Genomic DNA, 19,536 nt, shown 5'->3' on the forward strand with positions numbered 1-19,536 from the left:
GGCTTAGCATCGCCGGCTTGTCCGAGGCCGATGCGAGGCGGTTCCCTGACGGACGCTTCCGGGCTAGCGTCCGGCGCTCCCGTTCAGAAGGCTCGCGCATGCGTTTCACCGGCACCGAGAACTATGTCGCCACCGAGGACCTGACGGTGGCGGTCAATGCCGCGATCCGGCTGCAGCGACCGCTGCTGGTCAAGGGCGAGCCCGGCACCGGCAAGACGGTTCTGGCCGAGGAGATCGCGGCCGCGCTGGGCGCGCCGCTGATCACCTGGCACGTCAAGTCGACGACCAAGGCGCAGCAGGGCCTGTACGAATACGACGCAGTCAGCCGCCTGCGCGACAGCCAGCTCGGCGACCCCCGCGTCTCGGACATCGCCAACTACATCCGGCGCGGCAAGCTCTGGGAGGCCTTCGTCGCTCCGGTGCGGCCGGTGCTGCTAATCGACGAGATCGACAAGGCCGATATCGAATTTCCCAACGACCTTCTGCTCGAGCTCGACCGCATGGAGTTCCATGTCTACGAGACCGGTGAAACGGTGCGGGCAGAGCAGCGGCCCGTGATCATCATCACCTCCAACAACGAGAAGGAGCTACCCGACGCGTTTCTGCGGCGCTGCTTCTTCCACTACATCCGCTTCCCCGACGCGCAGACGATGCAGGCTATCGTCGAGGTGCATTTCCCCGGCATCAAGAAGCGGCTGATGGAGGAGGCGCTGAAGCTGTTCTTCGAGGTGCGCGAGGTGCCCGGCCTGAAGAAGAAGCCCTCGACCTCGGAGCTGCTCGACTGGCTCAAGCTGCTCGTCGCCGACGAGATGACGCCGGAGATGCTGCGCGAGCGTGATCCCCGCAAGCTGATCCCGCCGCTGCACGGCGCGCTTTTGAAGAACGAGCAGGACGTCTCGCTTTTCGAGAAGCTGGCGTTCATGACCCGGCGCGAGGGGCGCTGACGAGGCCGTTCGGCGTCGCCGCGGCGGCCCCGCCATTGCCTCTTCCTCCCGACATTAACTTTCTGTTAAGACATCCGGCGTTCCTTGCCGGTGACGAGGGGCCGCCGTCTGCGGTGGCCCGCCGCCCGAAACCAGGAGGCCGCCGCTCGATGCGCGCCAAAACTGCTGCCGACCTGACTGCCGCCGATGCTGTCCGTTCCGTGGGCCCTCTCCACCGCCATCGCCGCAAGGCGATCCCGCTGCTGATCGGTCTGGCCGCTCCGGCGCTCGGTGCCTGCAGCCTTTCGCCGGTCGAGACCGCCGCGACGAAGCCGACCCCTGTTGCGAAGGCGCCCCATGAGAAGCGCAAGCAGGCGATCGAGCTGGCCAAGGCCGATCCGCGCGAGAAGGAATGCCTCGTCCGCGCGATGTATTTCGAATCGAACCGCTCCAGCGATGCGGGCCTTCTCGGCGTCGGCACGGTGGTTCTGAACCGGGTCGAATCGGCGCGCAGCCCCGAGACGATCTGCAGTGTCGTCGGCGCCCCGCGGCAATTCGCGCCGGGCGTACTGACGCGGTCGATGTCGCCGCGCGACCTTCCGAAGGTCGCGGCCGTTGCCGAGGATATCCTGGCCGGCAAGCGCAACGAGGCCGTCGGGAACGCCAAGCACTTCCATATGGCGGGCCTGCGCTTCTCCTATCCGAACATGCATTACGTCACCGTCGCCGGCGGCAATGCCTTCTATGTGAAAGGCGAGCGTCCCGAGCGTCGCCGCATCGAGGAGCCGAGCTACCAGCTCGCCGGCACCTCCGCGCCGATCGAGACCAGCGCCTCCTCGGTGCCGACCTCCTTCGCCAGCGCGCCGCTCGCCTTCGCGCCCCAGGCGCCGACCGCAGTCGCGCCCGTCGCTCTGGCGGCGAATGTGCTTGTCACCGCCCCGCTGCCGCCCGGCCGGCCGATGGATCTCGGCCTGGCCCGGAAGACGGCGTCCGCCAGCCCGGAGGCCCGCGATCTGCGCGTCGCCTCGCTCATGCTGGAAAGCCGCGGCCTGCGCGGCAGCCTCAGGCAGGACTGACCGGCGGCGCCTGAGCCGTCGCAGGCTCATGCGCCGGGATCAGGCCCAGCCCAGAAGGGGTCGCCCGCCCAGCGCGGCGACCAGCGCCGTCAGCGTCACCGCCGCATAGGCCGTCGCAAAGGCCGCGACGGCGAGCAGGCCCGTTCGCGTCGCTCGCGTCAGCCGCCAGACCAAAAGCCCGAAGAGCGGGACGAACTGCAGCGCGTGCAGGCCGAGGAAATGCGGCAGGCGCAGATCGCCCACCTCGAGCGACCAGCCGAGGAACGGAACCGTGGCGTGGACCGCAGGTACGGCTCCGACATAATGCCCGCTGGGGCTGCCACCCATCGCAAAGCCGCTGACGATTCCGAGGACCGCCGTCAGGGCCAGTCCGCCGACCAGCGACCAGCGCAGCACCGCGGGCATCGCCAACGCGTCGCGGCGGGCGAGCCCATAGGCCAGCACGGCAGGCGCGGCCGTGAACATCACCGCGCCCACCGCCATCAGGCTGTAGAGCGCGGCCCCGAGCGCGCTGTCGGTGTTGTAATGCGAGGCCTCCACCCGCGAGGCCCGCCAGGCGATGTAGAGCACCTCGGCGATCAGCGGGACGATCACCGGCCAGATCAGGTAGCGCCCGGCCAGGCTGGCACGAAAGCGATCGCTGGCGAGCGGGACGAACAACGCCATCGTCAGCAGGAACAGCGCCGCCGAGAGCGCGAATTTGAGCGGCTTGATCCAGGTGCTGACCCCCTGGAACAGGCGCGGGTCGAGCGCCCAGGCCAGCGCCAGCGGCAGCGCCAGGACCAGCATGGCGAAGGCGGCGGCGGCCAGCCGCGGCTCGATCTCCAGCGCGCGCAGCCAGGCCGGCAGCCGCGCCTGCAGCCGCGCGATCCGGTCGTCGCGGCCGCTTTGGATGCTCGCCTCCAGCCAGAGATAGGTCAGGTAGCCGAGCGGGCCGAAGAGGAAGGTCAGCAGCAGGACCGGCACGATCAGGCCATGCGCGATGGACTGCTCCTGCGCGCGCCGCAGGATCCAACTCCCGACGAGCAGGTCGAAGGCGAGGTAGTGGATCCAACCGGCCAGCAGGAGGGGGCGGGAGCCGAAGAGCGCGGCGACCTGATCGAGTGAGCCGAAGCCGCCGACGGCCCCCTGCCAATGCATGAGGATGAGGACGGCATAGCCGAGCGACAGGATCGCGGGGATGACGAGGCCGGCCAGCCGGACGGAAAGCCCGCGCCAGCGCGGCAGCAGGATCAGGCTCGCCCAGCCCGCCATCGCCAGAGCGCCGGCTGCGGAGAAGGCGGCGTCGAGGTCGAGCGGGCCCATCACCATCCCTCATCTATACAGTGTCAAGTTGTTCCTCTGGCGTAAGGCGCTATCTTGATGCTGTCAAGATGAGCGGCTGCGGCCGCAGGAGACCGACGGAATGGCAGAGAAGCGGGGAGCGGGGCGCGACGGCTATCACCATGGTGACCTGCGCCAGGCGATGATCGACGCCGCCGAGGCCGTGCTCGCCGAGCGGGGCGTCGGCGGCTTCACGCTGCGCGAATGCGCGCGGCGAGCGGGCGTCTCGGCGGCGGCGCCGGCGCATCATTTCGGCAATCTCGCCGGACTCCTGACGGCGGTCGCGACTCTCGGCTTCGACGATCTCTCCGATGCGATGGACGCCGCCGCGGCGCGCGCGAGCGCTACAGGCAGTTGCCGGCTCGCGGCGATCTGCCGGGCGTATCTTGAGACCGCGCTCGCCCGGCCGGGCCGTTTCCGCGTCGTGTTCGGACGCCGCGAGCTCGACAAGGAAGATCCCGAGATGCAGCGCGCCGGGGCCCGGGCCTTCGGCATCCTGGTTGCGGAGACCCGCGCCCACCGCGCCGGCTTGGCCGCGCCGCCGCCGGGGCCGCTGCCGTCGGAGACCGCGGCGTCGCCGGATTTCGCCGAAATCCTGCTGGTCTGGTCGGTGACCCACGGCTTCACGACGTTGCTGATCGACGGCCAGTTCGATTTTCTGGTCGGCGAGGATAGCGGCGAAGCCCTGCTCGAGCTGTTCTCGCAGCGGCTGATGCGCCTGCTCGGCGAGGCGCTGGTGCCCGACGCGGCTCTCGCAAATCTGCGGCACGATGGTTAGATGGCCGCTATGCGACGCCTGATGCTCCTCCGCCATGCGAAATCGAACTGGCCCGAAGGCGTGGCCGATCGCGAGCGGCCGCTCGCCACGCGGGGGCGCGAGGCCGCGCCCGTAATGGGGCGCTATCTCGCCGAGGAATTGCTGCTGCCGGACCTCGTGCTGGTTTCGCCGGCGCGCCGGACGCAGGAGACCTGGCAACTCGTCGCGCCGATGCTGCCGGAGAAGCCGGCGGTGCATCACGAGCCGCGCATTTATGAGGCCAAGACCCAGCGCCTGCTCGAGGTCATCCAGGAAGCCGAGCCGCAGGTGAAGACCCTGCTCCTGATCGGCCACAACCCCGGCTTCGAGGAACTGGCGACGCTGCTGACTGGCCATGGCGACCGCTATGCGGCGGCCCGCATGAGCCAGAAATACCCGACCTGCGGTCTCGCCGTGCTCGACTTCGCGGTCGAGGACTGGCGCGATGTCGCGGCGCGGGGCGGGCGGCTCGACCGTTTCGTGACGCCGGCCTCGCTCGGCGAAGGTCCGGACGAGTGAGCCTGTCCCCGTCGTGAGCGAGCGCTCTTATCTCGACGAGGCGCGCAACGCGGCGCTGGCCTTCGGCGATTCCCTTCTCGGCATGGCCAGGCCGCGGCTGCGGCTCGGCGTCACCGGCCTATCCCGCTCGGGCAAGACGGTCTTCACCACGGCGCTGATCCAGAACCTGATCGAGGGCGCCGCGCTGCCGGTGCTGAAGGCGGCGGGCGAGGGGCGGATCGCCCGCGTGCGCCTCGTGCCGCAGCCCGACCCGGACATCCGCGCGCTTTCCCTATGAGGCCCACCGGGCCTCGCTGTCGGGGCCGGAACGGCGCTGGCCGGAGTCGACGCGGCGGATCTCCGAGTTGCGCGTCGAGATCGACTATGAGCGCGCCGCCGGCTGGTTCAAGGGCCCGGCGACGCTGACGCTCGACATCGTCGACTATCCCGGCGAGTGGCTGCTCGATCTCGCCTTGATCGGGCAGGACTACAAAACATGGTCGCGCCAGGCGGTGGGCGATGCGCGCAAGGCCCATCGTCGCGAGGCGGCGGCGGCCTGGCTCGCCGATCTCCCGGGGCGCGATCCGGCGGGCGCGCCCGATGAGATGGCGGCCGAGGCCGCGAGCGATCTGTTCAAGGCCTATCTGGCGCGGCTGCGGGCCGATCCCGAGGCTGTGGCGGTGACGCCGCCGGGGCGCTTCCTGATGCCGGGCGACCTCGAAGGCTCGCCGGCCCTGACCTTCGCGCCGCTCGATCTCGGCGCCGATACGGAGCCTCAGGCCGGCACGCTCGCCGGGCTGATGGCGGAGCGGTTCGAGGCCTATAAGCGTGTCGTGGTGGCACCGTTCTTCCGCGACCATTTCGCGAGGCTCGACCGGCAGATCGTACTTGTTGACGTGCTCGCCGCGCTCGATGCCGGGGCGCCGGCCCTGGCCGACCTCGAGACCGCGCTCGGCCAGGCGCTCGCCGCTTTCCAGGTCGGGCGCAATTCCTGGCTGTCGAGCCTGTTTGCGCCCCGCATCGAGCGGGTGCTCTTCGCCGCGACCAAGGCCGACCATGTCCACCACAGCAGCCATGACCGGCTGGCGGCGGTGATGAGCCATCTCGTCGGCCGCGCCGCGGCGCGCGCCCAGGGCGCAGGCGCGCGGGTCGATTCGATGGCGCTGGCTGCCGTGCGGGCGACGCGCGAGGTCCGCATCCGGCAGGGCCGCGAGGAATTGCCCGCCATTGCCGGCGTGCCGGAGGCGGGCGAGATCGTCGCCGGCGAAGCCTTCGACGGCCTGAGCGAGGCCGCGATCTTTCCGGGCGAACTGCCGGAGCGGCCCGAGGCCGTGTTCGATCCCGCCGCGAGCTGGCAGATCCGGGCCCCGCGCTTCCGGCCGCCCTTGGTCGCGCCCGATGCGGGCGGGCGCATGAGGCCGCCGCCGCAGATCCGGCTCGACCGCGCCCTGGAGTTCCTGATCGGAGACCGGCTGGCATGAGCAAGGCGCCACGCGCGATCCGTCTCGATCCGGCTGGACCGGAGGGAGGCCTCGACCCCGCCGTGGGCCGGGGCGACGTCGCGGTCCTGCCAGAGAGCGAGCCGATCGATGTCGTCGAGCCGGCTGCCGTGGCGCCTGTGAAGCGGCGCTGGTCCTGGGGCGGGCTCTTCGTCGCCGGGCTGTCGGGCTTCCTGGCGCTCGCCTTCGGTGTCTGGGCCGAGCAGACCATCGCCTGGCTGATGAGCCAGAGCCCTGTGCTGGGCTACGCCGCTCTCGCCTGCGCCGCCCTGGCCGCGCTGGCGCTCGCGGTCATACTGGGGCGCGTGATCCGCGACATCCTGCGCGAGCGCAAGGTCGAGGCGCTCAGGCTGCGGGCGACCGCGGCTCTGGCGGATGGCAGCGTCGACGAGGCGAAGGCCGTAGCGGCCGAGTTGACGGCGCTCTACGGGACACGCGCGGAGACGACCAAGGGCCGCGCCCAGCTCGCCGACAGCCTGCCGCAGCTCTTTGCGGCCCGCGACGTGCTGACGGTCGCCGAGCGCAGCCTGATGGTGCCGCTCGACGCGCTGGCGCAGGCGCAGATCGCCCAGGCGGCGCGGCGCGTCTCGCTGGTGACCGCCGTTAGCCCGCGCGCGCTGATCGACATCGTCTTCGTGCTCGTCGCCTGCGCGCGCCTGCTGCGGACGATCGCCGGCATCTATGCCGGCCGGCCCGGCACGCTCGGCCTGCTGCGGCTGGCCCGGCAGGTGCTCGGCCATCTCGTCGTCACCGGTGGCATCGCGGCGGGCGACGCCGTGATCCAGCAGGTGGTGGGGCAGGGCCTGGCGGCGCGGCTCTCGGCGAAGCTGGGCGAGGGCGTGCTGAATGGGCTGCTGACCGCGCGCATCGGGCTGGCGGCGCTGGCGGTGTGCCGGCCGCTGCCCTTCGTCGAGGCGGCGCCGCCGACCTTGGGCGACGTTGCGGGCGATCTCGGCTCCTGGGGCGGCAGCAAGGATTCCGGCGCCTAAGACCGGCGGGCCTGTGCGCGGGGTTCCCGGCAAAATCTGCCGGGGACGGCCAAAACGACCCGGCGGAAACCGGTCCGAAACAGTCCGGAAACCATCCAAGTCCCTGAAATCAAACGCGTCATGCCGTGGCACATGGCGTGCAATGATCGCCTCGACAGTTGAGGGCCGCCCGATGAGGGCGCCGGTCGAGGTGAGGGTTACATGGGCGTCTTCAGTGCGTTGACCACAGCGGTTTCGGGGATGCAGGCGCAGTCCTATGCGCTCGAGAACATCTCCGGCAACATCGCCAACTCCAGGACCGCAGGCTTCAAGCGGGTCGACACGACCTTCTCCGACCTGGTGCCGGATTCGGCCTTGAACCGGCAGATCTCCGGCTCGGTGACGGCCTACAGCCAGGCGACGAACTCGATCCAGGGCGACCTGACCGCCACCCGCATCGACACCAACGCGGCGATCAACGGCGACGGCTTCTTCGTTGTCGACCAGCGCCTGAGCGGGCTCGGCAGCAACACCCAGTTCGCCAACAGCAACCTCTATACGCGCCGCGGCGATTTCGACTTCGACGCCAACGGCTATCTGGTGAACGGTGCGGGCTACTATCTGAAGGGCCTGAAGATCGACACGGTCACCGGCCAGCTCATCGGCACCCAGCCCGAGGTGCTGCGCATCACCAAGGAGCAGTTCCCGGCCAAGGCGACGACCTCGATCGAGTATCGCGCGAACATTCCCGCGAAGCCCGGCACCAACAACGCCAATTCCAATCCCACCGTCGCCGGTTCGGAACTGCTGAGCCCGACGGGCTTCACCAGCAACCCGCTCTCGACCACGCAGGGCGGCACCGGTGTCGTCATCGGCAGCGAGATCACGAGCTTCCTGAACCAGTCGATCCCCGGCGGCTCGGTCACCGTCTACGACTCGCTCGGCAAGGCGACGAGCGTGGAGCTGCGCTGGGCCAAGACGACCAACGCCTCGGCCGGCCCGCCGGCGACCGTCGACACCTGGAACCTCTTCGTCGCCGAGAACACGGCTGCCACCGGTGGCGCGACGGCCTATCGCAACACCAACACCAGCGTCACCTTCGGCCCGACCGGGCAGCTTACCGCGCCGGCGAGCGGCAACATCACCCTGCCGACGATGACCATCGCGGGCACGACGATCACCGGCGTCCAGGTCACCACCGGTGGCAACGGCCTGACCCAGAACGGCGACGTCAGCGGCCAGATCGACGCCCGCTCGATCCGGCAGGACGGCTACACGGCCGGCACGCTCGACCGCACCTCGGTCTCGGCCGACGGGCAGGTGATCGGTACCTTCAGCAACGGCCAGGTGGTCGCGCTGGCGCAGCTCTCCGTCGCCCGCTTCAACGCCGACAACGCGATGAAGCGGCTGGATGGCGGCGCCTTCGAGGAGACCATCGAATCCGGCCCGCCGATCATCGGTCTGGGCACCTCGCAGCTCATCGGCGGCAATATCGAGCAGTCGAACACCGACATCGCCGACGAATTCTCGAAGATGATCGTCACCCAGCAGGCCTATTCGGCCAACACCAAGGTGATCACCACCGCGCAGGAGATGCTGCGCGACGTCTTCAGCATCATCCGCTGACGGTTTTCGGAACGGATGAGGCGCGGTCCAGGAGGACCGCGCGGCAAGACAGGAGCCGACGATGGGTCTGAGCACCTCTCTCAACACCGCGATCCTGGGGCTGAACGCCACCCAGGTCGGCATCGGCGTCGTTTCTCAGAACGTCGCCAATGCCGGCACGGCCGGCTACGTCCGTCGCGTCGTCACGACGTCGGACAGCCTGAGCGGCCAGACCGTCGGCACCCAGACCACGCAGGTCCAGCGGTTGCTCGACAAGATCGTCCAGCATCAGCTTTGGCAGGAATCGTCGGGCGCCGCCTACACCTCGACGCGGGCCGAGATGCTCGCCGGCGTCGACAAGCTCTATGGTGCGCCGGGCAGCTCGACCGCGCTCGACACGATCTACAACGGCTTCACCTCCTCGCTGCAGGCGTTCCAGAACGACCCGTCGTCCTACAGCCTGCGCACCTCGGTGCTGGACTCGGCGACGCAGCTCGCCAGCCGGCTGAACACCCTGTCCGAGGGCGTGCAGAGCCTGCGTTCGCAGGCCGAGAGCGGCATCGCGGCCGGCGTCTCCCAGGTCAATGACCTGCTCAACGCGCTGACGACGGTGAATGCGCGGATCGTCGGCTCGCCGAACGACCCGGCACTCGCCAACCTCAAGGATCAGCGCGACCTGATCCTGTCCGACCTGTCCCAGTACATGGACATCAAGACGTCCGAGGATGCGCGCGGCTCGACCAGCGTCGTCACCAGCGGCGGCACGCAGATCTTCGACGGTCGCCCTGCGGTGGTGTTCAGCTTCGATGCGCGTTCCGGCCTCTCGCCCGACGACCAGTGGAGCAGCAATCCGGCCCAGCGCGGTGTCGGCACCATCACCATGTCGAACGCAACGGGCGGCTCGCTCGACGCGATCGCCAACCGCACCTTCCGCTCTGGCGAGATCGCCGCGCTGCTCGAGATGCGCGACACGACGCTGGTGCAGGCCCAGGCCCAGCTCGACGAGATCGCCGCGCAGCTCGCCAGCGCGCTGTCGGACCGCGAGATCGCGGGCACGGCCGTCACCGCCGGCGCCGCCACCGGCTTCGACGTCGATCTCACCGGTCTCCAGGCCGGCAACAAGGTGACGCTCGACTATGCGGTGACCCCGGGCGGCGCGACGCAGCGCTTCACCTTCGTGCGCGTCGACTCGGCGGCGTCGCTGCCGCTGCCGGCCTCCGCCAGCGGCGACGCCAACAACCGCGTCGTCGGCATCGATTTCTCCGGCGGTCCGGCCTCGGTCGCCGCGCAGATGCAGACTGCCCTCGGCGGCGGCTTCACCGTCTCCAATACCGGCTCGGTGCTACGCATTGTCGACGACGGCGCGGCCGGCACGCGCGACGTCAAGGCGCTGACCGCCCGCCCGACCGCCACGACGCTGTCCTTCGTCGGCGGCAGCGCGGAACTGCCCTTCTTCGTGGATGGCGGCGCGAATGGTGCCGCCTTCACCGGTTCCTATGACAACGGTTCGCAGACGCTGGGCTTTGCGGGGCGCATCACGCTCAACCAGGCGCTGGTGGCGGACCGCTCCAAGCTCGTCGCCTACGAGCCGACCACCGCCCAGGGCGACACGACCCGCCCGAAGCTGATGCTGGACCGGCTGACGCAGAGCCAGCGCTCGGTCACCAACCGGCTCGGCATCGACGGCTCGACCGCGACCACCAGCGCCACGGTGACGGGCCTCGTCCAGCGCGTGGTCTCGACCCAGGGTCAGGCGGTCGAGACCGCCAAGCGCCTGGACGAGGGGCAGCAGGTCGCGCTGGCCGCGGTGCAGAGCCGTTTCCAGGAGACAGCCCAGGTCAATATCGACCAGGAAATGTCGACCCTGATCGAGCTTCAGAACGCCTATGCCGCCAATGCCCGCATCATCTCCACGGTCAAGGAGATGATGGACGTGCTGATGAGAGTGTGAGCGCGCCATGACCATTTCCGCCTATGGCTCCGGAGCCTATCGTGCGGCGACGCCGAACCGCCTCGTCTCGACCCGCAACGAGCTCAGCGACCTCGAGCGCCAGCTTTCCACCCAGCAGCGCGCGGAGAGCTATGGCGATCTCGGCATGGACCGGCGCGTCAGCCTCGATCTCAACGGCAAGGTTTCGACGCTCGACGCCTGGCTCGAAGGCATCACGCGCGGCAACGTCAACCTCAAGATCTCGTCTCAGGCGGTCGAGAACTACGCCAAGCTGACCAGCGAGACGGTCAACGACACGCGCTCCAACACCTATATCCCGAGCTCGACCGGCCGCTCCGCGCCGCAGGTGCTGGCCGAGGAGAAGTTCAAGCAGACGCTCGACCTGCTCAACACGCAGGTCAACGGCCGCTACCTCTTCTCGGGCAAGACCTCCGACGTGCAGCCGACGACGACCTATGCCGAGATGATCGAGGGCGACGGGGCGGGGCGCGCCGGTCTGCGCCAGATGATCGACGAGCGCCGCCTGGCCGATCTCGGTGCCACGGGCCTCGGCCGCCTGACGACGGGCGGGGCAGGGGCGACCGCCACCATCGCCGATGCGACGCCGGTTCACAGCTACGGCTTCAAGCTCGCCGGCGCCTCCAGTTCTTCCGCGGCGCTGGCTCCGACCTTCACCGCCGGGCCGCCGGCCGATCTCTCCGTGACGGTGGCCAGCCTGCCGGCCGTCGGCGACACGCTGCGGGTCAAGCTCGACCTGCCGGACGGGACGCAGGAGGAGATCGTGCTGACCGCGCGGGCTCCCGGCACCACCGGCTCCGCCGCAGACAGCTTCGAGATCGGCACCGACGTCAACACGACGGCGGCCAATCTGCGCGCCTCGATCTCGGCTGCGATCGGCAAGGAGGCGGCGACGACGCTCTCGGCCTCCTCGTCGCAGGTCGCGGCGCGCAATTTCTTCGCCGGCAGCACCAGCAGCCCGCCGCTGCGCGTGCCGGGGCCGCCCTATGACACGGCCACTGCCGCGCCTGCCGCCGGGACGGCCGCCAATACGGTGATCTGGTACAAGGGCGACGACGGCAGCGACCCGGCGCGCAGCACGGCGTCCGTCCAGGTCGACAAGGGCCAGATCGTCGGCACCGGCGCGCGCGCCAATGAGGAGGCGTTCCGGATCGGGCTGGCGCAGTTCGCAGTCATGGCGGTCGAGACCTTCCCGGCCACCGACGCCAATTCGCAGGCGCGCTACGAGGCGATGACGGCGCGCGTCAGCGACCGGCTGGCCTTCGGCAACGGCGCCCAGAAGCCGGCCGAGATCATCACCGAGCTCGGCTCGGCACAGACGGCGCTGGCGCGCGCCAAGGAGCGCCACGAGAGCACGAAGAACTATCTGACGAACGCGCTCTCGGATGTGGAGACGGTGTCGAAGGAGGAGGTCGCAGTGCAGATCCTGGCGCTGCAGACGCAGCTGCAGGCGAGCTACGAGACGACCTCGATCCTCTCCAAGCTGACGCTGACCAACTATCTCTGAGCCCGACGGCTCTTCAAACGTGAAAAGGGGCGCCACCGGGTTTCGGTGGCGCCCCTTTTTGTATTCCGGAGTGGGCTCGCGGGCGGCTCAGCGGCCGCGCAGGCCTGCCGCGATGTCGCGGTTGATGCTGACGAGCACGGGCAGGCCCTCGCGCGTCGGGTTCGCGGCGACCGTGAAGGTCTGGTTGAAGATGAAGTTCGCGAGGCCGAGGATGTTGGTCTTGATGCCGACCGGCAGGGGATTGTCCTCGGCGATCACGGCCGAGACCAACAGCGTCCAGAGCTTGCGGTTGTAGTTGAGCGCCTCGTCGAGATCGCGGTCGGCTAGCGACCAGTCGTCGGCGATCGCCTGGAGCCGGGAGGCGGCCTTGATCAGCAGGGAGGCTTCGAGTTCGCGGGGGGAAACGACCGCTTGCGTGGCGCGGGAGGCGGAGGCGTAAGCGTTAAACCCGTGTTGCATTCTCGATGAGTTCCGCTTCGTAAGCGATCAGCTTCTTGGCTGCCTTGAGAGCTTTGTAGAGGTCGCTGCTTAAGATGCGGTTATTGATCTCGTGAATATGCGGCAGAGAGCTCGGCGCGGCCTGGACGAAATCGCGCACCAGCTCGAAATAGACCTCGTGCTGATGCATGGGGTCCTGGGCCAGATACATGAGCTGGATCGCCAGATAAATCTTCTTGGCCGGGCTGTCGGCGGTGGTGGGCGTGAGGATGTCCTTCTCGCGCAGGATCGGCGCATCGCCCTCGATGAAGAAGCGCGTGCGCTGCTCGTCGTTGCGGATCACCACCTGGCCGATGATGATGCGCTCGCGGGGCTTGAGTTCGACCTTGAGGGCCATGACGCGCCTGCCTTCTGGCTGGAGAGGAGGGGGCTTTCGCCCCCGGACGACGATTAGCTGAACAGCCGCAGCACGCTCTGGTCGGCCTGCGAGGCGAGCGACAGAGCCGTCTGCGAGAGCTGCTGGCGGGTGTTGAGCGCGAGCAGCTTGGCGCCTTCCTCGTTCGAATCGGCCAGGACGAGGTTGTCGGCGCCGGTGGTCAGCGTGTTGACCATCTCCTTGGTGAAGTCCTGCCGGGTCTGCGCGACCGAGAGGTTCGAGCCGAAGGTCGAGGCCAGCGAGCGCAGCGAGGTTAGCGCGTTCGAGAGCGAGCCCGTGGCCTTTTCGAGGTCGAGATCGTTCTGGAAGTTGAAGAAGCCGGCGAGCTGGGTGTTGATCGCCTGCGGGATGCCGAGATTGTCCGAGCTCAGGGTCGTGCCCTGGATGTCGAGCTTGGTCTGGTTGGTGCCGGCCTTCTCGTTGAAGGCGATCGAGAGCCGGTCGCCGGCCAGCAGGTTGATGCCGTTGAAGCTGGAATCCTTGGCGAGCTGGTCGATCTGCGTGCGCAGGTCGTTGAACTGCTGGATCAGGTTGGAGCGGACGGCCGAGGTGACGCCGGAGGAGGCGATACCGGTCGTGCGGTCGGTGGCGTTCAGGCCGAAGGCGGCGCTCTGCGCGCCGGTCGACGAAGCGGTGACGGCCGCGCCGGCGTTGGCGCCCGTGCCGATACCGACGCCGAGGGTCTCCGAGCCCATGCCCTTGACGTTGAGCAGGCCCTTCTCGTCGACGAAAGCGGTGGCGACGCCCGAGGCGTTGATGGCGTTGACGACGTCACGGATCGTGGTGTTGGCCGTCAGCGTCACGCCGATATTGGTGGTCGAGGTCGGCGCGCCGACCGGGCCGGTGGTGATCTGGATGTTCAGGGCCGGCGTCGCGGTGACGTCGATGCCGAGGTCACCGGCCGAACCCGCAGTCGCGGCGGCCACCGTGGTGTCGCCGGCACTGCCGACGCGCTTGTCGAGGGCGATGTCCTTCAGGCTCTTGTTCGTCGCCTGGGTCTCGGCGGCGCTCGCCAGAGCGGTGCCGGTGCCGAGGACGGTCGGGCGGTTCTGGGCCGCGTCGGCCTGAGCCTGCTTCACTGTGGACTGGAGCGACTGCACCAGCTTGGTGATGCCGTCGATGCCCTTGGAGGCGGCCTGGATCGTCTGGATCCCGTTCGAGATGCCATCGAGGAGGCCGGTCAGCTGGCTGCCGCGGTCGTTGAGCGACTGGGCGGTGAAGTAGTTCACCGGGTTGTCGATGGCGGAATTCACCTTGCGACCGGTCGCGAGGCGGTTCTGCAGGACGGCCTGCTCGCTCGTCGTCTTCTGAAGCGTGAGCAGGTTGTTGCGCACGCCACTGGAAAGAATCGTGTTCGCCATCTTCGGTCCCCTGAAGCGCGATTCTGCGCTCATGCGGTGATGGCCGATAATTCCCCGTTAAGGATAACAAACCGTTAATGCGGCGGCGATGGCGTTCACGAATGCAGAAAGGCGGCGGAGCCGGGGCTCCGCCGCCTTCTTGTCTTCGGCCCACATCCTGTGGGCTGCCCGCTTTCTGCGGACGAAGGATCAGAACAGACGCAGGACGGCCTGGTCGGACTGCGAGGAGAGCGACAGAGCCGTCTGGGACAGCTGCTGGCGGGTCTGCAGCGAGAGCAGGTTCGCGGCTTCCTCGTTGGCGTCGGCGTTCACCAGGTTGCTGGCGCCGGTCGAGAGGACGTCGGCCAGATCCTTGGTGAAGTCCTGACGGGTCTGGGCGACCGACAGGTTGGCACCGAAGGTCGAGGAGAGCGACTTCAGCGAGGTGAGGGCGCTCGTCAGGGCCGTGGTGGCCTTTTCCAGATCGGAGTCGTTCTGGAAGTTGATCGTCCCGGCGACCTGGGCGTTGCCGGCCTGCTGGATGCCGATGTTGTCGGCGGTCAGGCTGGTGCCCTGGATGTCGAGCTTGGTCTGGTTCTTGCCGCCCTTTTCGTTGAAGGCGATCGAGACCTTGTCGCCCTGCAGCAGGTTGACGCCGTTGAAGCCCGCATCCTTGGCCAGCGAGTCGATCTGCGTGCGCAGCGTGTTGTACTGCTCGATCAGGTTCGAACGCGTCGCCGAGGTCACGCCGGAGGAGGCGATACCCGTGGTGCGGTCGGTGGCGGCGAGGCCGAACTTCGTGTTCTGCAGGCCGGTGGCGGAGTCGGTGATCGCGGTGGCCGCATCGGCGCCCGCACCGATACCGACGCCGAGCTGCTCCGAACCGGTGCCCTTGACGTTGAGCAGGCCCTTCTCGTCGACGAAGGCGGTGGCGACGCCCGAGGTGTTGATCGCGTTGACGACGTCGCGGACGCTCGTGTTGGCGGTCAGGTCGATCGAGATGTTGGTCGTCGAGGTCGCAGCCGCCGGGTTGGTCACGATCTGGATGTTGAGCGTGTCGGTGGCGGTGATATCGACGCCGAGGTCACCCGCGGCGCTGGCGGTAGCCGTCGCGACGGTGGTGTCACCGGCGCTGCCGATACGCTTGTCGAGCGCGATGTCCTTCAGGCTCTTGCTGGTCAGCGCGGCTTCGCCGGCGGTGGCCAGGGTCGTGCCCGTGCCGACGACGGTCGGGCGGTTCTGAGCCGCGTCGGCCTGCGCCTGCTTGACGGTGGACTGGAGCGAACCGACCAGCTTGGTGATGCCGTCGATGCCCTTGGAGGCGGCCTGCACCGTCTGGATGCCGTTGGAGATGCCGTCGAGCAGGCCCTTGAGCTGGCTCGAGCGGTCATTCAGCGACTGGGCGGTGAAGAAGTTGACCGGATTGTCGACAGCCGTGTTCACCTTCTTGCCGGTGGCAAGACGGTTCTGAACGGCGGCGGCCTGGCTGGTGATGGTCTGGAGCGAGGCGAGCGAAGAACGAACGCCGTTCGAGATGGCAGTGGCCATTGTAGTAAACCCTTCTGGTTTGGTGCCTTCTGGCAGTCGCGATCATTCTGGCCGCGACGGGTGGACCATCGGTCCCGAGCTCGTAACAGGAGGTAAATTTCGGCGGTCGAATGCGGCGCGTCCGGCGCGCGCTGCGATCATGGTTAACGATAGGGCAACGCGGGACAGCTGCTGCCGCAGGCAGTGCTGAACAGCAAAACGCCCGCGCGAGGCGGGCGTTTTGGTCTCCGATGAATTTGCTGATGCGGGCGGGGAGGCGGCCTGGCGACTTCAGGCGATGCGCTCGACCTGCGGGGCCACCGGTTGCTCCTCCGCATCGCGGGCGCGGTCGGCGAGTTCGCGCGAATAGATCCGCAGCTTGAGCATCGTCTCGTCGGGGAGCTGCGAGATGGTCTCGCCGGTCTCGGGGTCGCGCTCCTGCATGACGATGGCGCGGGTGCGCGGTTCGATCACGATGCGCCGGTCGACGGCTGTGTCGAGATCCTGTTCGGCCTGGCGTTCCTGCCTCTGGCCCTCGGCGCTGCGGCGCTCGAAGCTGGCGCGGGTCTGGAGATCGCGGGTGCGGGCGTCGAGGTCCCGGGCGCTGCGTTCCTGCGCGCGCAGGTCGAGCTTCACGGCCTCGCCCGCCTGGGCGGACTGGACCGTCTGCTCGGGCGGCAGCTCGACCGAGACGCTGCCCTGTGTCGCGACGACGTCGGCGCGAGGGACGACGGGAAGGCCTCCTACGGGCGCCGTCCGGGGCGCATTGCCGAAATCCATGGCTCACTCCTTCTGGAGTCACGGCGCAGCGGCGTCGGCCGCTGCCAGCCATCCGGACGGGTCAGACCTGTCCGAACCTGACCACGCTGGCAGAGAAACTTGAATCCGGCGTCAAGAAGTTAGGTAAATATTGACGGATTTCGGTGCAGCCGCCCTCAGAGCCGGCGCGACACCACCAGCGGGCCGGCATTCGGGCGCGCGAAGGCGCCGGCGCCGACGGTCGCGGTCGGGCCGTAGCCGGCCGCCTTGTTGGGCCGGTTGGCATCGGCCGCAAGGTCCCGGACGATCGATTCCGAAACCGCCCGGGCCGTCGCCAGCACGATCTGGTTGATCTCGATCAGGCTCTGGAATGAGAGATGCGCCGCCTTCAGCCGCTGCACCTGGTCCGGAACGAAGCGGGCGAGCGCGACCGCATTGAGCTTCACCTGCTCGACGCCGCGCATATAGAGGCCGGCGAGCTCGGTCTTGCGCGGCTCGCGCGTCAGCGCCTCCGGCAGGCGCCCGGCCCGGACGAGCTCCGTCTCTTCGCCGACGAGATGCGACAGCGCCGACAATGCCTCCAGAACGCCTTCGACCAGCGCCCGCGCCTCGGGCGCGGTGGCGATGCGCGGCCGTTCGTCGACGACCCGTCTGACGATGGTCATCTCAGGCTCCGGTCGCAGCCGCGCCGGACTGCTCCTGCACGCGCAGGAGGTCGCGCAGGATGCTGTCCGACAGGCCGATGCCGCCGGCCTTCTGGATCTGCTTGGCGTATTCCTGGGTGAGCTGCGACTTGTAGACGTCGCCGCCGATGCCGTTCTCGCCGAGCGGGCCTTCGCTGCCCGAGGGCGCGGCGGTGAGCTGCTGCGTGACCTGCTCGAGGAACATGGTCTCGAAGTCGTCCGCCTGCTTCTTGGCCTTCGCCTTGGCGGGGTCGAGTGCATTGGACAGCCCGTTGACGAGGCTGCCCGCGGCGCTGAGGGCCAGCTTGGCGGCCGGCATGGCTAGGGTGGGGCTCATCACATCACCTCGATTTCGGCCTGGAGGGCGCCGGACGCCTTGATGGCCTGGAGAATGGAGATCAGGTCGCGCGGGCCGATGCCGAGCGCGTTCAGTCCGTCGACGAGTTCGGCCAGCGTGACGCTCTCGCGGACGAGGGCGAGCTTGTTGCCGCCGCCGGTATCGACTTTCACATTGGTGCGCGGCGTCACCACCGTCTCGCCATTGGCCAGAGGGCCGGGCTGGCTGACCTGGGGCTGCTCGGTGATGGTCACCGTCAGGTTGCCCTGCGCCACCGCCACGGTGGAGACGCGCACGTCGCGGCCCATGACGATGATGCCGGAGCGCTCGTCGATGACGATGCGGGCGAGCTGATCCGGCTCGATCTTGAGCTGCTCGATCTCGGTGAGCATGCGGATCATGTTGCCCTGGAAGCGCGGCGGGATCTGCAGAACGACCGTGGAGGGGTCGGTCGGCTCGGCTGCGTCGCCCCCGAGGAAATCGTTGATCGCGGCGGCCATGCGGCGCGCGGTGGTGAAGTCGGGGTTGCGCAGCGACAGCCGCAGCGTCTTGAGCTTGTTCAGCGCGAAGTCGATCTCGCGCTCGACCACGCCGCCATTGGCGATGCGGCCGACGGTCGGCACGCCGCGGGTGATCTTGCTGGCGTCGCCCTCGGCCGAGAAGCCGGCGATGGCGACGGGCCCCTGCGACACCGCATAGACCTCGCCGTCGGCGCCCAGCAGCGGCGTCACCAGCAGGGTGCCGCCCTGCAGCGACTTGGCATCGCCCAGCGCCGAGACGGTGACGTCGATGCGCGTGCCCTGGGTGGCGAAGGGCGGCAGGTTGGCGGTCACCATCACGGCGGCGACGTTGGCGGTGCGCATGTTGGCGCCGCGCGTGTTGACGCCGAGCCGCTCCAGCATCGCCGTCAGCGACTGCTTGGTGAAAGGTGCGTTGTTGAGCGTGTCGCCGGTGCCGTTGAGGCCGACAACGATGCCATAGCCGAGGATCTGGTTCGAGCGCACGCCCTCGACCGAGGCGAGGTCCTTGATCCGGGAGAGCGCCTGCGCCGGGCCCGCGGCCATGGCGAAGCCGAGCGCGACCAGCGCGGCGAGCGGCATCACCAGGGATTTGAGGGTGGCTGTGCGGAGCATGGTCTCACCGGCTGGAGGAAACGGTCGGATACCCTCCTGCGATCCGCGTGCCAGACGCCGCCAAATTGAAAGTGCTGATTTATCAGTTGTTTGGGAATCGGGCGCAGAGTCCGTTCCGCCGGATGGTGCCGGCCGATCCTGCCGGGGCGGCAGTTTCTGCCGGGCGGTTTACCGCCTGTTAACCATGCCGGCGCGAGGGTTCGATGACTGAATTCGCGAGGCGACCATGATACGGATCGACCAGCGCGCCCCCATCTCGAATGCCGGCCCGGCCGGCTCCGCGAGGCGCGCGGGCGGCGCCGCCTTCACCCTGCCGACCAAGGATAGCGCCGCGAGCAGCCGCAGCGCCGGCATCGCCGCGTCCGGCCCGCTGGATACGCTCCTGGCCGTGCAGGCCTATGAGGAGCCGCAGGAGCGCAAGAAGCGTCAGGCCAAGCGCGGGCACGATCTTCTCGACGGGCTCGACCGCCTGAAGGCCGCGCTGCTCTCGGGCCGGGTCAACCTGTCCGAGCTCGAGCAGATCCGGACCAATCTCGCCCAGCGCCGCGAGGCGACCGACGATCCGCGCCTCGACGACGTGCTGGCGCATATCGAACTACGCGCGGCCGTGGAGCTGGCGAAGCTCGGGCGGTAGGCGAGGGCGTCATGGTCGGGCTTGACCCGACCATCTCGGAAACCTGAGCCCTCTTGGCCTGAGATTCTTGGGTCTGCGCTTCGCT

General features: G+C 68.7%; 18 protein-coding genes and 1 pseudogene. 10 read left to right on the forward strand and 9 right to left on the reverse strand.

Features of this window, described 5'->3' with window-relative positions:
• Window positions 1–98: 98 nt before the first annotated feature.
• Both ABIE41_RS13205 and ABIE41_RS13210 read left to right on the forward strand, forming a co-directional pair.
• Window positions 99–944 carry an AAA family ATPase gene (locus tag ABIE41_RS13205; RefSeq protein ID WP_192640860.1) on the forward strand — a complete coding sequence of 282 codons (846 nt, stop codon included), beginning with the start codon at window positions 99–101 and terminating at the stop codon, window positions 942–944.
• 149 nt (window positions 945–1,093) lie between these two features.
• Window positions 1,094–1,999 (forward strand): cell wall hydrolase, encoded by a 906-nt coding sequence (locus ABIE41_RS13210; protein ID WP_192640861.1) that lies wholly within the window; start codon window positions 1,094–1,096, stop codon window positions 1,997–1,999.
• Window positions 2,000–2,038: 39 nt separating this feature from the next.
• Here ABIE41_RS13210 and ABIE41_RS13215 read toward each other — a convergent pair whose 3' ends face one another.
• Complete coding sequence (locus ABIE41_RS13215; RefSeq protein WP_192640862.1) at window positions 2,039–3,304, reverse strand: ABA4-like family protein; 1,266 nt, start codon at window positions 3,302–3,304, stop codon at window positions 2,039–2,041.
• A 100-nt stretch (window positions 3,305–3,404) separates the two neighbouring features.
• Here ABIE41_RS13215 and ABIE41_RS13220 point away from each other — a divergent pair, with 100 nt between their 5' ends.
• The 7 genes and pseudogenes from ABIE41_RS13220 to ABIE41_RS13250 all read left to right on the forward strand — a co-directional run bounded on the left by ABIE41_RS13220 (window position 3,405) and on the right by ABIE41_RS13250 (window position 12,164).
• A complete protein-coding gene (locus ABIE41_RS13220; RefSeq protein ID WP_192640863.1) occupies window positions 3,405–4,100 on the forward strand; it encodes a TetR/AcrR family transcriptional regulator in 696 nt (231 codons plus the stop codon).
• Between the two features lie 21 nt (window positions 4,101–4,121).
• Complete coding sequence (locus tag ABIE41_RS13225; RefSeq protein ID WP_354192190.1) at window positions 4,122–4,637, forward strand: SixA phosphatase family protein; 516 nt, start codon at window positions 4,122–4,124, stop codon at window positions 4,635–4,637.
• 55 nt (window positions 4,638–4,692) lie between these two features.
• Window positions 4,693–6,097: pseudogene (locus ABIE41_RS13230) on the forward strand (YcjX family GTP-binding protein).
• Entirely contained in the window at window positions 6,094–7,104 is a 1,011-nt protein-coding gene (locus ABIE41_RS13235; protein ID WP_192640864.1) for a YcjF family protein, read from the forward strand. The pseudogene ABIE41_RS13230 and the gene ABIE41_RS13235 overlap by 4 nt, the downstream one beginning before the upstream one ends.
• A gap of 201 nt (window positions 7,105–7,305) precedes the next feature.
• Window positions 7,306–8,709 carry a flagellar hook protein FlgE gene (locus ABIE41_RS13240; RefSeq protein ID WP_192640865.1) on the forward strand — a complete coding sequence of 468 codons (1,404 nt, stop codon included), beginning with the start codon at window positions 7,306–7,308 and terminating at the stop codon, window positions 8,707–8,709.
• Between the two features lie 61 nt (window positions 8,710–8,770).
• Entirely contained in the window at window positions 8,771–10,639 is a 1,869-nt protein-coding gene (gene flgK, locus ABIE41_RS13245; RefSeq protein WP_192640866.1) for a flagellar hook-associated protein FlgK, read from the forward strand.
• Window positions 10,640–10,646: 7 nt separating this feature from the next.
• Window positions 10,647–12,164 carry a flagellin gene (locus ABIE41_RS13250; protein ID WP_192640867.1) on the forward strand — a complete coding sequence of 506 codons (1,518 nt, stop codon included), beginning with the start codon at window positions 10,647–10,649 and terminating at the stop codon, window positions 12,162–12,164.
• An 87-nt stretch (window positions 12,165–12,251) separates the two neighbouring features.
• Here ABIE41_RS13250 and flaF read toward each other — a convergent pair whose 3' ends face one another.
• From flaF to ABIE41_RS13290, 8 genes are all read right to left on the reverse strand, one after another.
• The gene (flaF, locus tag ABIE41_RS13255; protein WP_192640868.1) at window positions 12,252–12,623 is read right to left on the reverse strand and encodes a flagellar biosynthesis regulator FlaF; all 372 of its coding nucleotides are present in this window, start codon (window positions 12,621–12,623) and stop codon (window positions 12,252–12,254) included.
• Window positions 12,607–12,999, reverse strand: a complete 393-nt coding sequence (flbT, locus tag ABIE41_RS13260; protein ID WP_192640869.1) for a flagellar biosynthesis repressor FlbT — start codon at window positions 12,997–12,999, stop codon at window positions 12,607–12,609. Before flbT ends, flaF begins: the two co-directional genes overlap by 17 nt.
• 53 nt (window positions 13,000–13,052) lie before the next feature.
• Window positions 13,053–14,399: a flagellin N-terminal helical domain-containing protein gene (locus ABIE41_RS13265; RefSeq protein ID WP_192640870.1), complete on the reverse strand. Its 1,347-nt coding sequence runs from the start codon at window positions 14,397–14,399 to the stop codon at window positions 13,053–13,055.
• A gap of 189 nt (window positions 14,400–14,588) precedes the next feature.
• On the reverse strand, window positions 14,589–15,926 hold the full coding sequence (locus ABIE41_RS13270) for a flagellin N-terminal helical domain-containing protein (RefSeq protein WP_192640871.1): 1,338 nt from the start codon (window positions 15,924–15,926) through the stop codon (window positions 14,589–14,591).
• A gap of 270 nt (window positions 15,927–16,196) precedes the next feature.
• Window positions 16,197–16,685, reverse strand: a complete 489-nt coding sequence (locus ABIE41_RS13275; protein ID WP_192640872.1) for a hypothetical protein — start codon at window positions 16,683–16,685, stop codon at window positions 16,197–16,199.
• A gap of 155 nt (window positions 16,686–16,840) precedes the next feature.
• Window positions 16,841–17,329: a hypothetical protein gene (locus ABIE41_RS13280; protein WP_192640873.1), complete on the reverse strand. Its 489-nt coding sequence runs from the start codon at window positions 17,327–17,329 to the stop codon at window positions 16,841–16,843.
• A 1-nt stretch (window position 17,330) separates the two neighbouring features.
• Entirely contained in the window at window positions 17,331–17,684 is a 354-nt protein-coding gene (locus tag ABIE41_RS13285) for a rod-binding protein (RefSeq protein WP_192640874.1), read from the reverse strand.
• The gene (locus ABIE41_RS13290; protein WP_192640875.1) at window positions 17,684–18,817 is read right to left on the reverse strand and encodes a flagellar basal body P-ring protein FlgI; all 1,134 of its coding nucleotides are present in this window, start codon (window positions 18,815–18,817) and stop codon (window positions 17,684–17,686) included. The genes ABIE41_RS13285 and ABIE41_RS13290 overlap by 1 nt, the downstream gene beginning before the upstream one ends.
• 226 nt (window positions 18,818–19,043) lie before the next feature.
• On the opposite strand from ABIE41_RS13290, the gene ABIE41_RS13295 reads away from it, so the two are divergent.
• Window positions 19,044–19,451, forward strand: coding sequence for a flagellar assembly protein FliX (locus tag ABIE41_RS13295; RefSeq protein WP_192640876.1), 408 nt, complete (start codon window positions 19,044–19,046; stop codon window positions 19,449–19,451).
• Window positions 19,452–19,536 lie beyond the last annotated feature (85 nt).

The sequence above is a fragment of the Bosea sp. OAE506 genome (assembly GCF_040546595.1).
In the GTDB taxonomy this organism is placed as follows: Bacteria; Pseudomonadota; Alphaproteobacteria; order Rhizobiales; family Beijerinckiaceae; genus Allobosea.

Excerpts from the sequence above, each read along its gene's own strand:
- ABIE41_RS13205 (WP_192640860.1), top strand. The coding sequence starts at position 99 with ATGCGTTTCACCGGCACCGAGAACTATGTCGCCACCGAGGACCTGACG.
- ABIE41_RS13210 (WP_192640861.1), top strand. The coding sequence starts at position 1,094 with ATGCGCGCCAAAACTGCTGCCGACCTGACTGCCGCCGATGCTGTCCGT.
- ABIE41_RS13215 (WP_192640862.1), bottom strand. The coding sequence starts at position 3,304 with ATGGGCCCGCTCGACCTCGACGCCGCCTTCTCCGCAGCCGGCGCTCTG.
- ABIE41_RS13220 (WP_192640863.1), top strand. The coding sequence starts at position 3,405 with ATGGCAGAGAAGCGGGGAGCGGGGCGCGACGGCTATCACCATGGTGAC.
- ABIE41_RS13225 (WP_354192190.1), top strand. The coding sequence starts at position 4,122 with ATGCTCCTCCGCCATGCGAAATCGAACTGGCCCGAAGGCGTGGCCGAT.
- ABIE41_RS13235 (WP_192640864.1), top strand. The coding sequence starts at position 6,094 with ATGAGCAAGGCGCCACGCGCGATCCGTCTCGATCCGGCTGGACCGGAG.
- ABIE41_RS13240 (WP_192640865.1), top strand. The coding sequence starts at position 7,306 with ATGGGCGTCTTCAGTGCGTTGACCACAGCGGTTTCGGGGATGCAGGCG.
- flgK (WP_192640866.1), top strand. The coding sequence starts at position 8,771 with ATGGGTCTGAGCACCTCTCTCAACACCGCGATCCTGGGGCTGAACGCC.
- ABIE41_RS13250 (WP_192640867.1), top strand. The coding sequence starts at position 10,647 with ATGACCATTTCCGCCTATGGCTCCGGAGCCTATCGTGCGGCGACGCCG.
- flaF (WP_192640868.1), bottom strand. The coding sequence starts at position 12,623 with ATGCAACACGGGTTTAACGCTTACGCCTCCGCCTCCCGCGCCACGCAA.
- flbT (WP_192640869.1), bottom strand. The coding sequence starts at position 12,999 with ATGGCCCTCAAGGTCGAACTCAAGCCCCGCGAGCGCATCATCATCGGC.
- ABIE41_RS13265 (WP_192640870.1), bottom strand. The coding sequence starts at position 14,399 with ATGGCGAACACGATTCTTTCCAGTGGCGTGCGCAACAACCTGCTCACG.
- ABIE41_RS13270 (WP_192640871.1), bottom strand. The coding sequence starts at position 15,926 with ATGGCCACTGCCATCTCGAACGGCGTTCGTTCTTCGCTCGCCTCGCTC.
- ABIE41_RS13275 (WP_192640872.1), bottom strand. The coding sequence starts at position 16,685 with ATGGATTTCGGCAATGCGCCCCGGACGGCGCCCGTAGGAGGCCTTCCC.
- ABIE41_RS13280 (WP_192640873.1), bottom strand. The coding sequence starts at position 17,329 with ATGACCATCGTCAGACGGGTCGTCGACGAACGGCCGCGCATCGCCACC.
- ABIE41_RS13285 (WP_192640874.1), bottom strand. The coding sequence starts at position 17,684 with ATGAGCCCCACCCTAGCCATGCCGGCCGCCAAGCTGGCCCTCAGCGCC.
- ABIE41_RS13290 (WP_192640875.1), bottom strand. The coding sequence starts at position 18,817 with ATGCTCCGCACAGCCACCCTCAAATCCCTGGTGATGCCGCTCGCCGCG.
- ABIE41_RS13295 (WP_192640876.1), top strand. The coding sequence starts at position 19,044 with ATGATACGGATCGACCAGCGCGCCCCCATCTCGAATGCCGGCCCGGCC.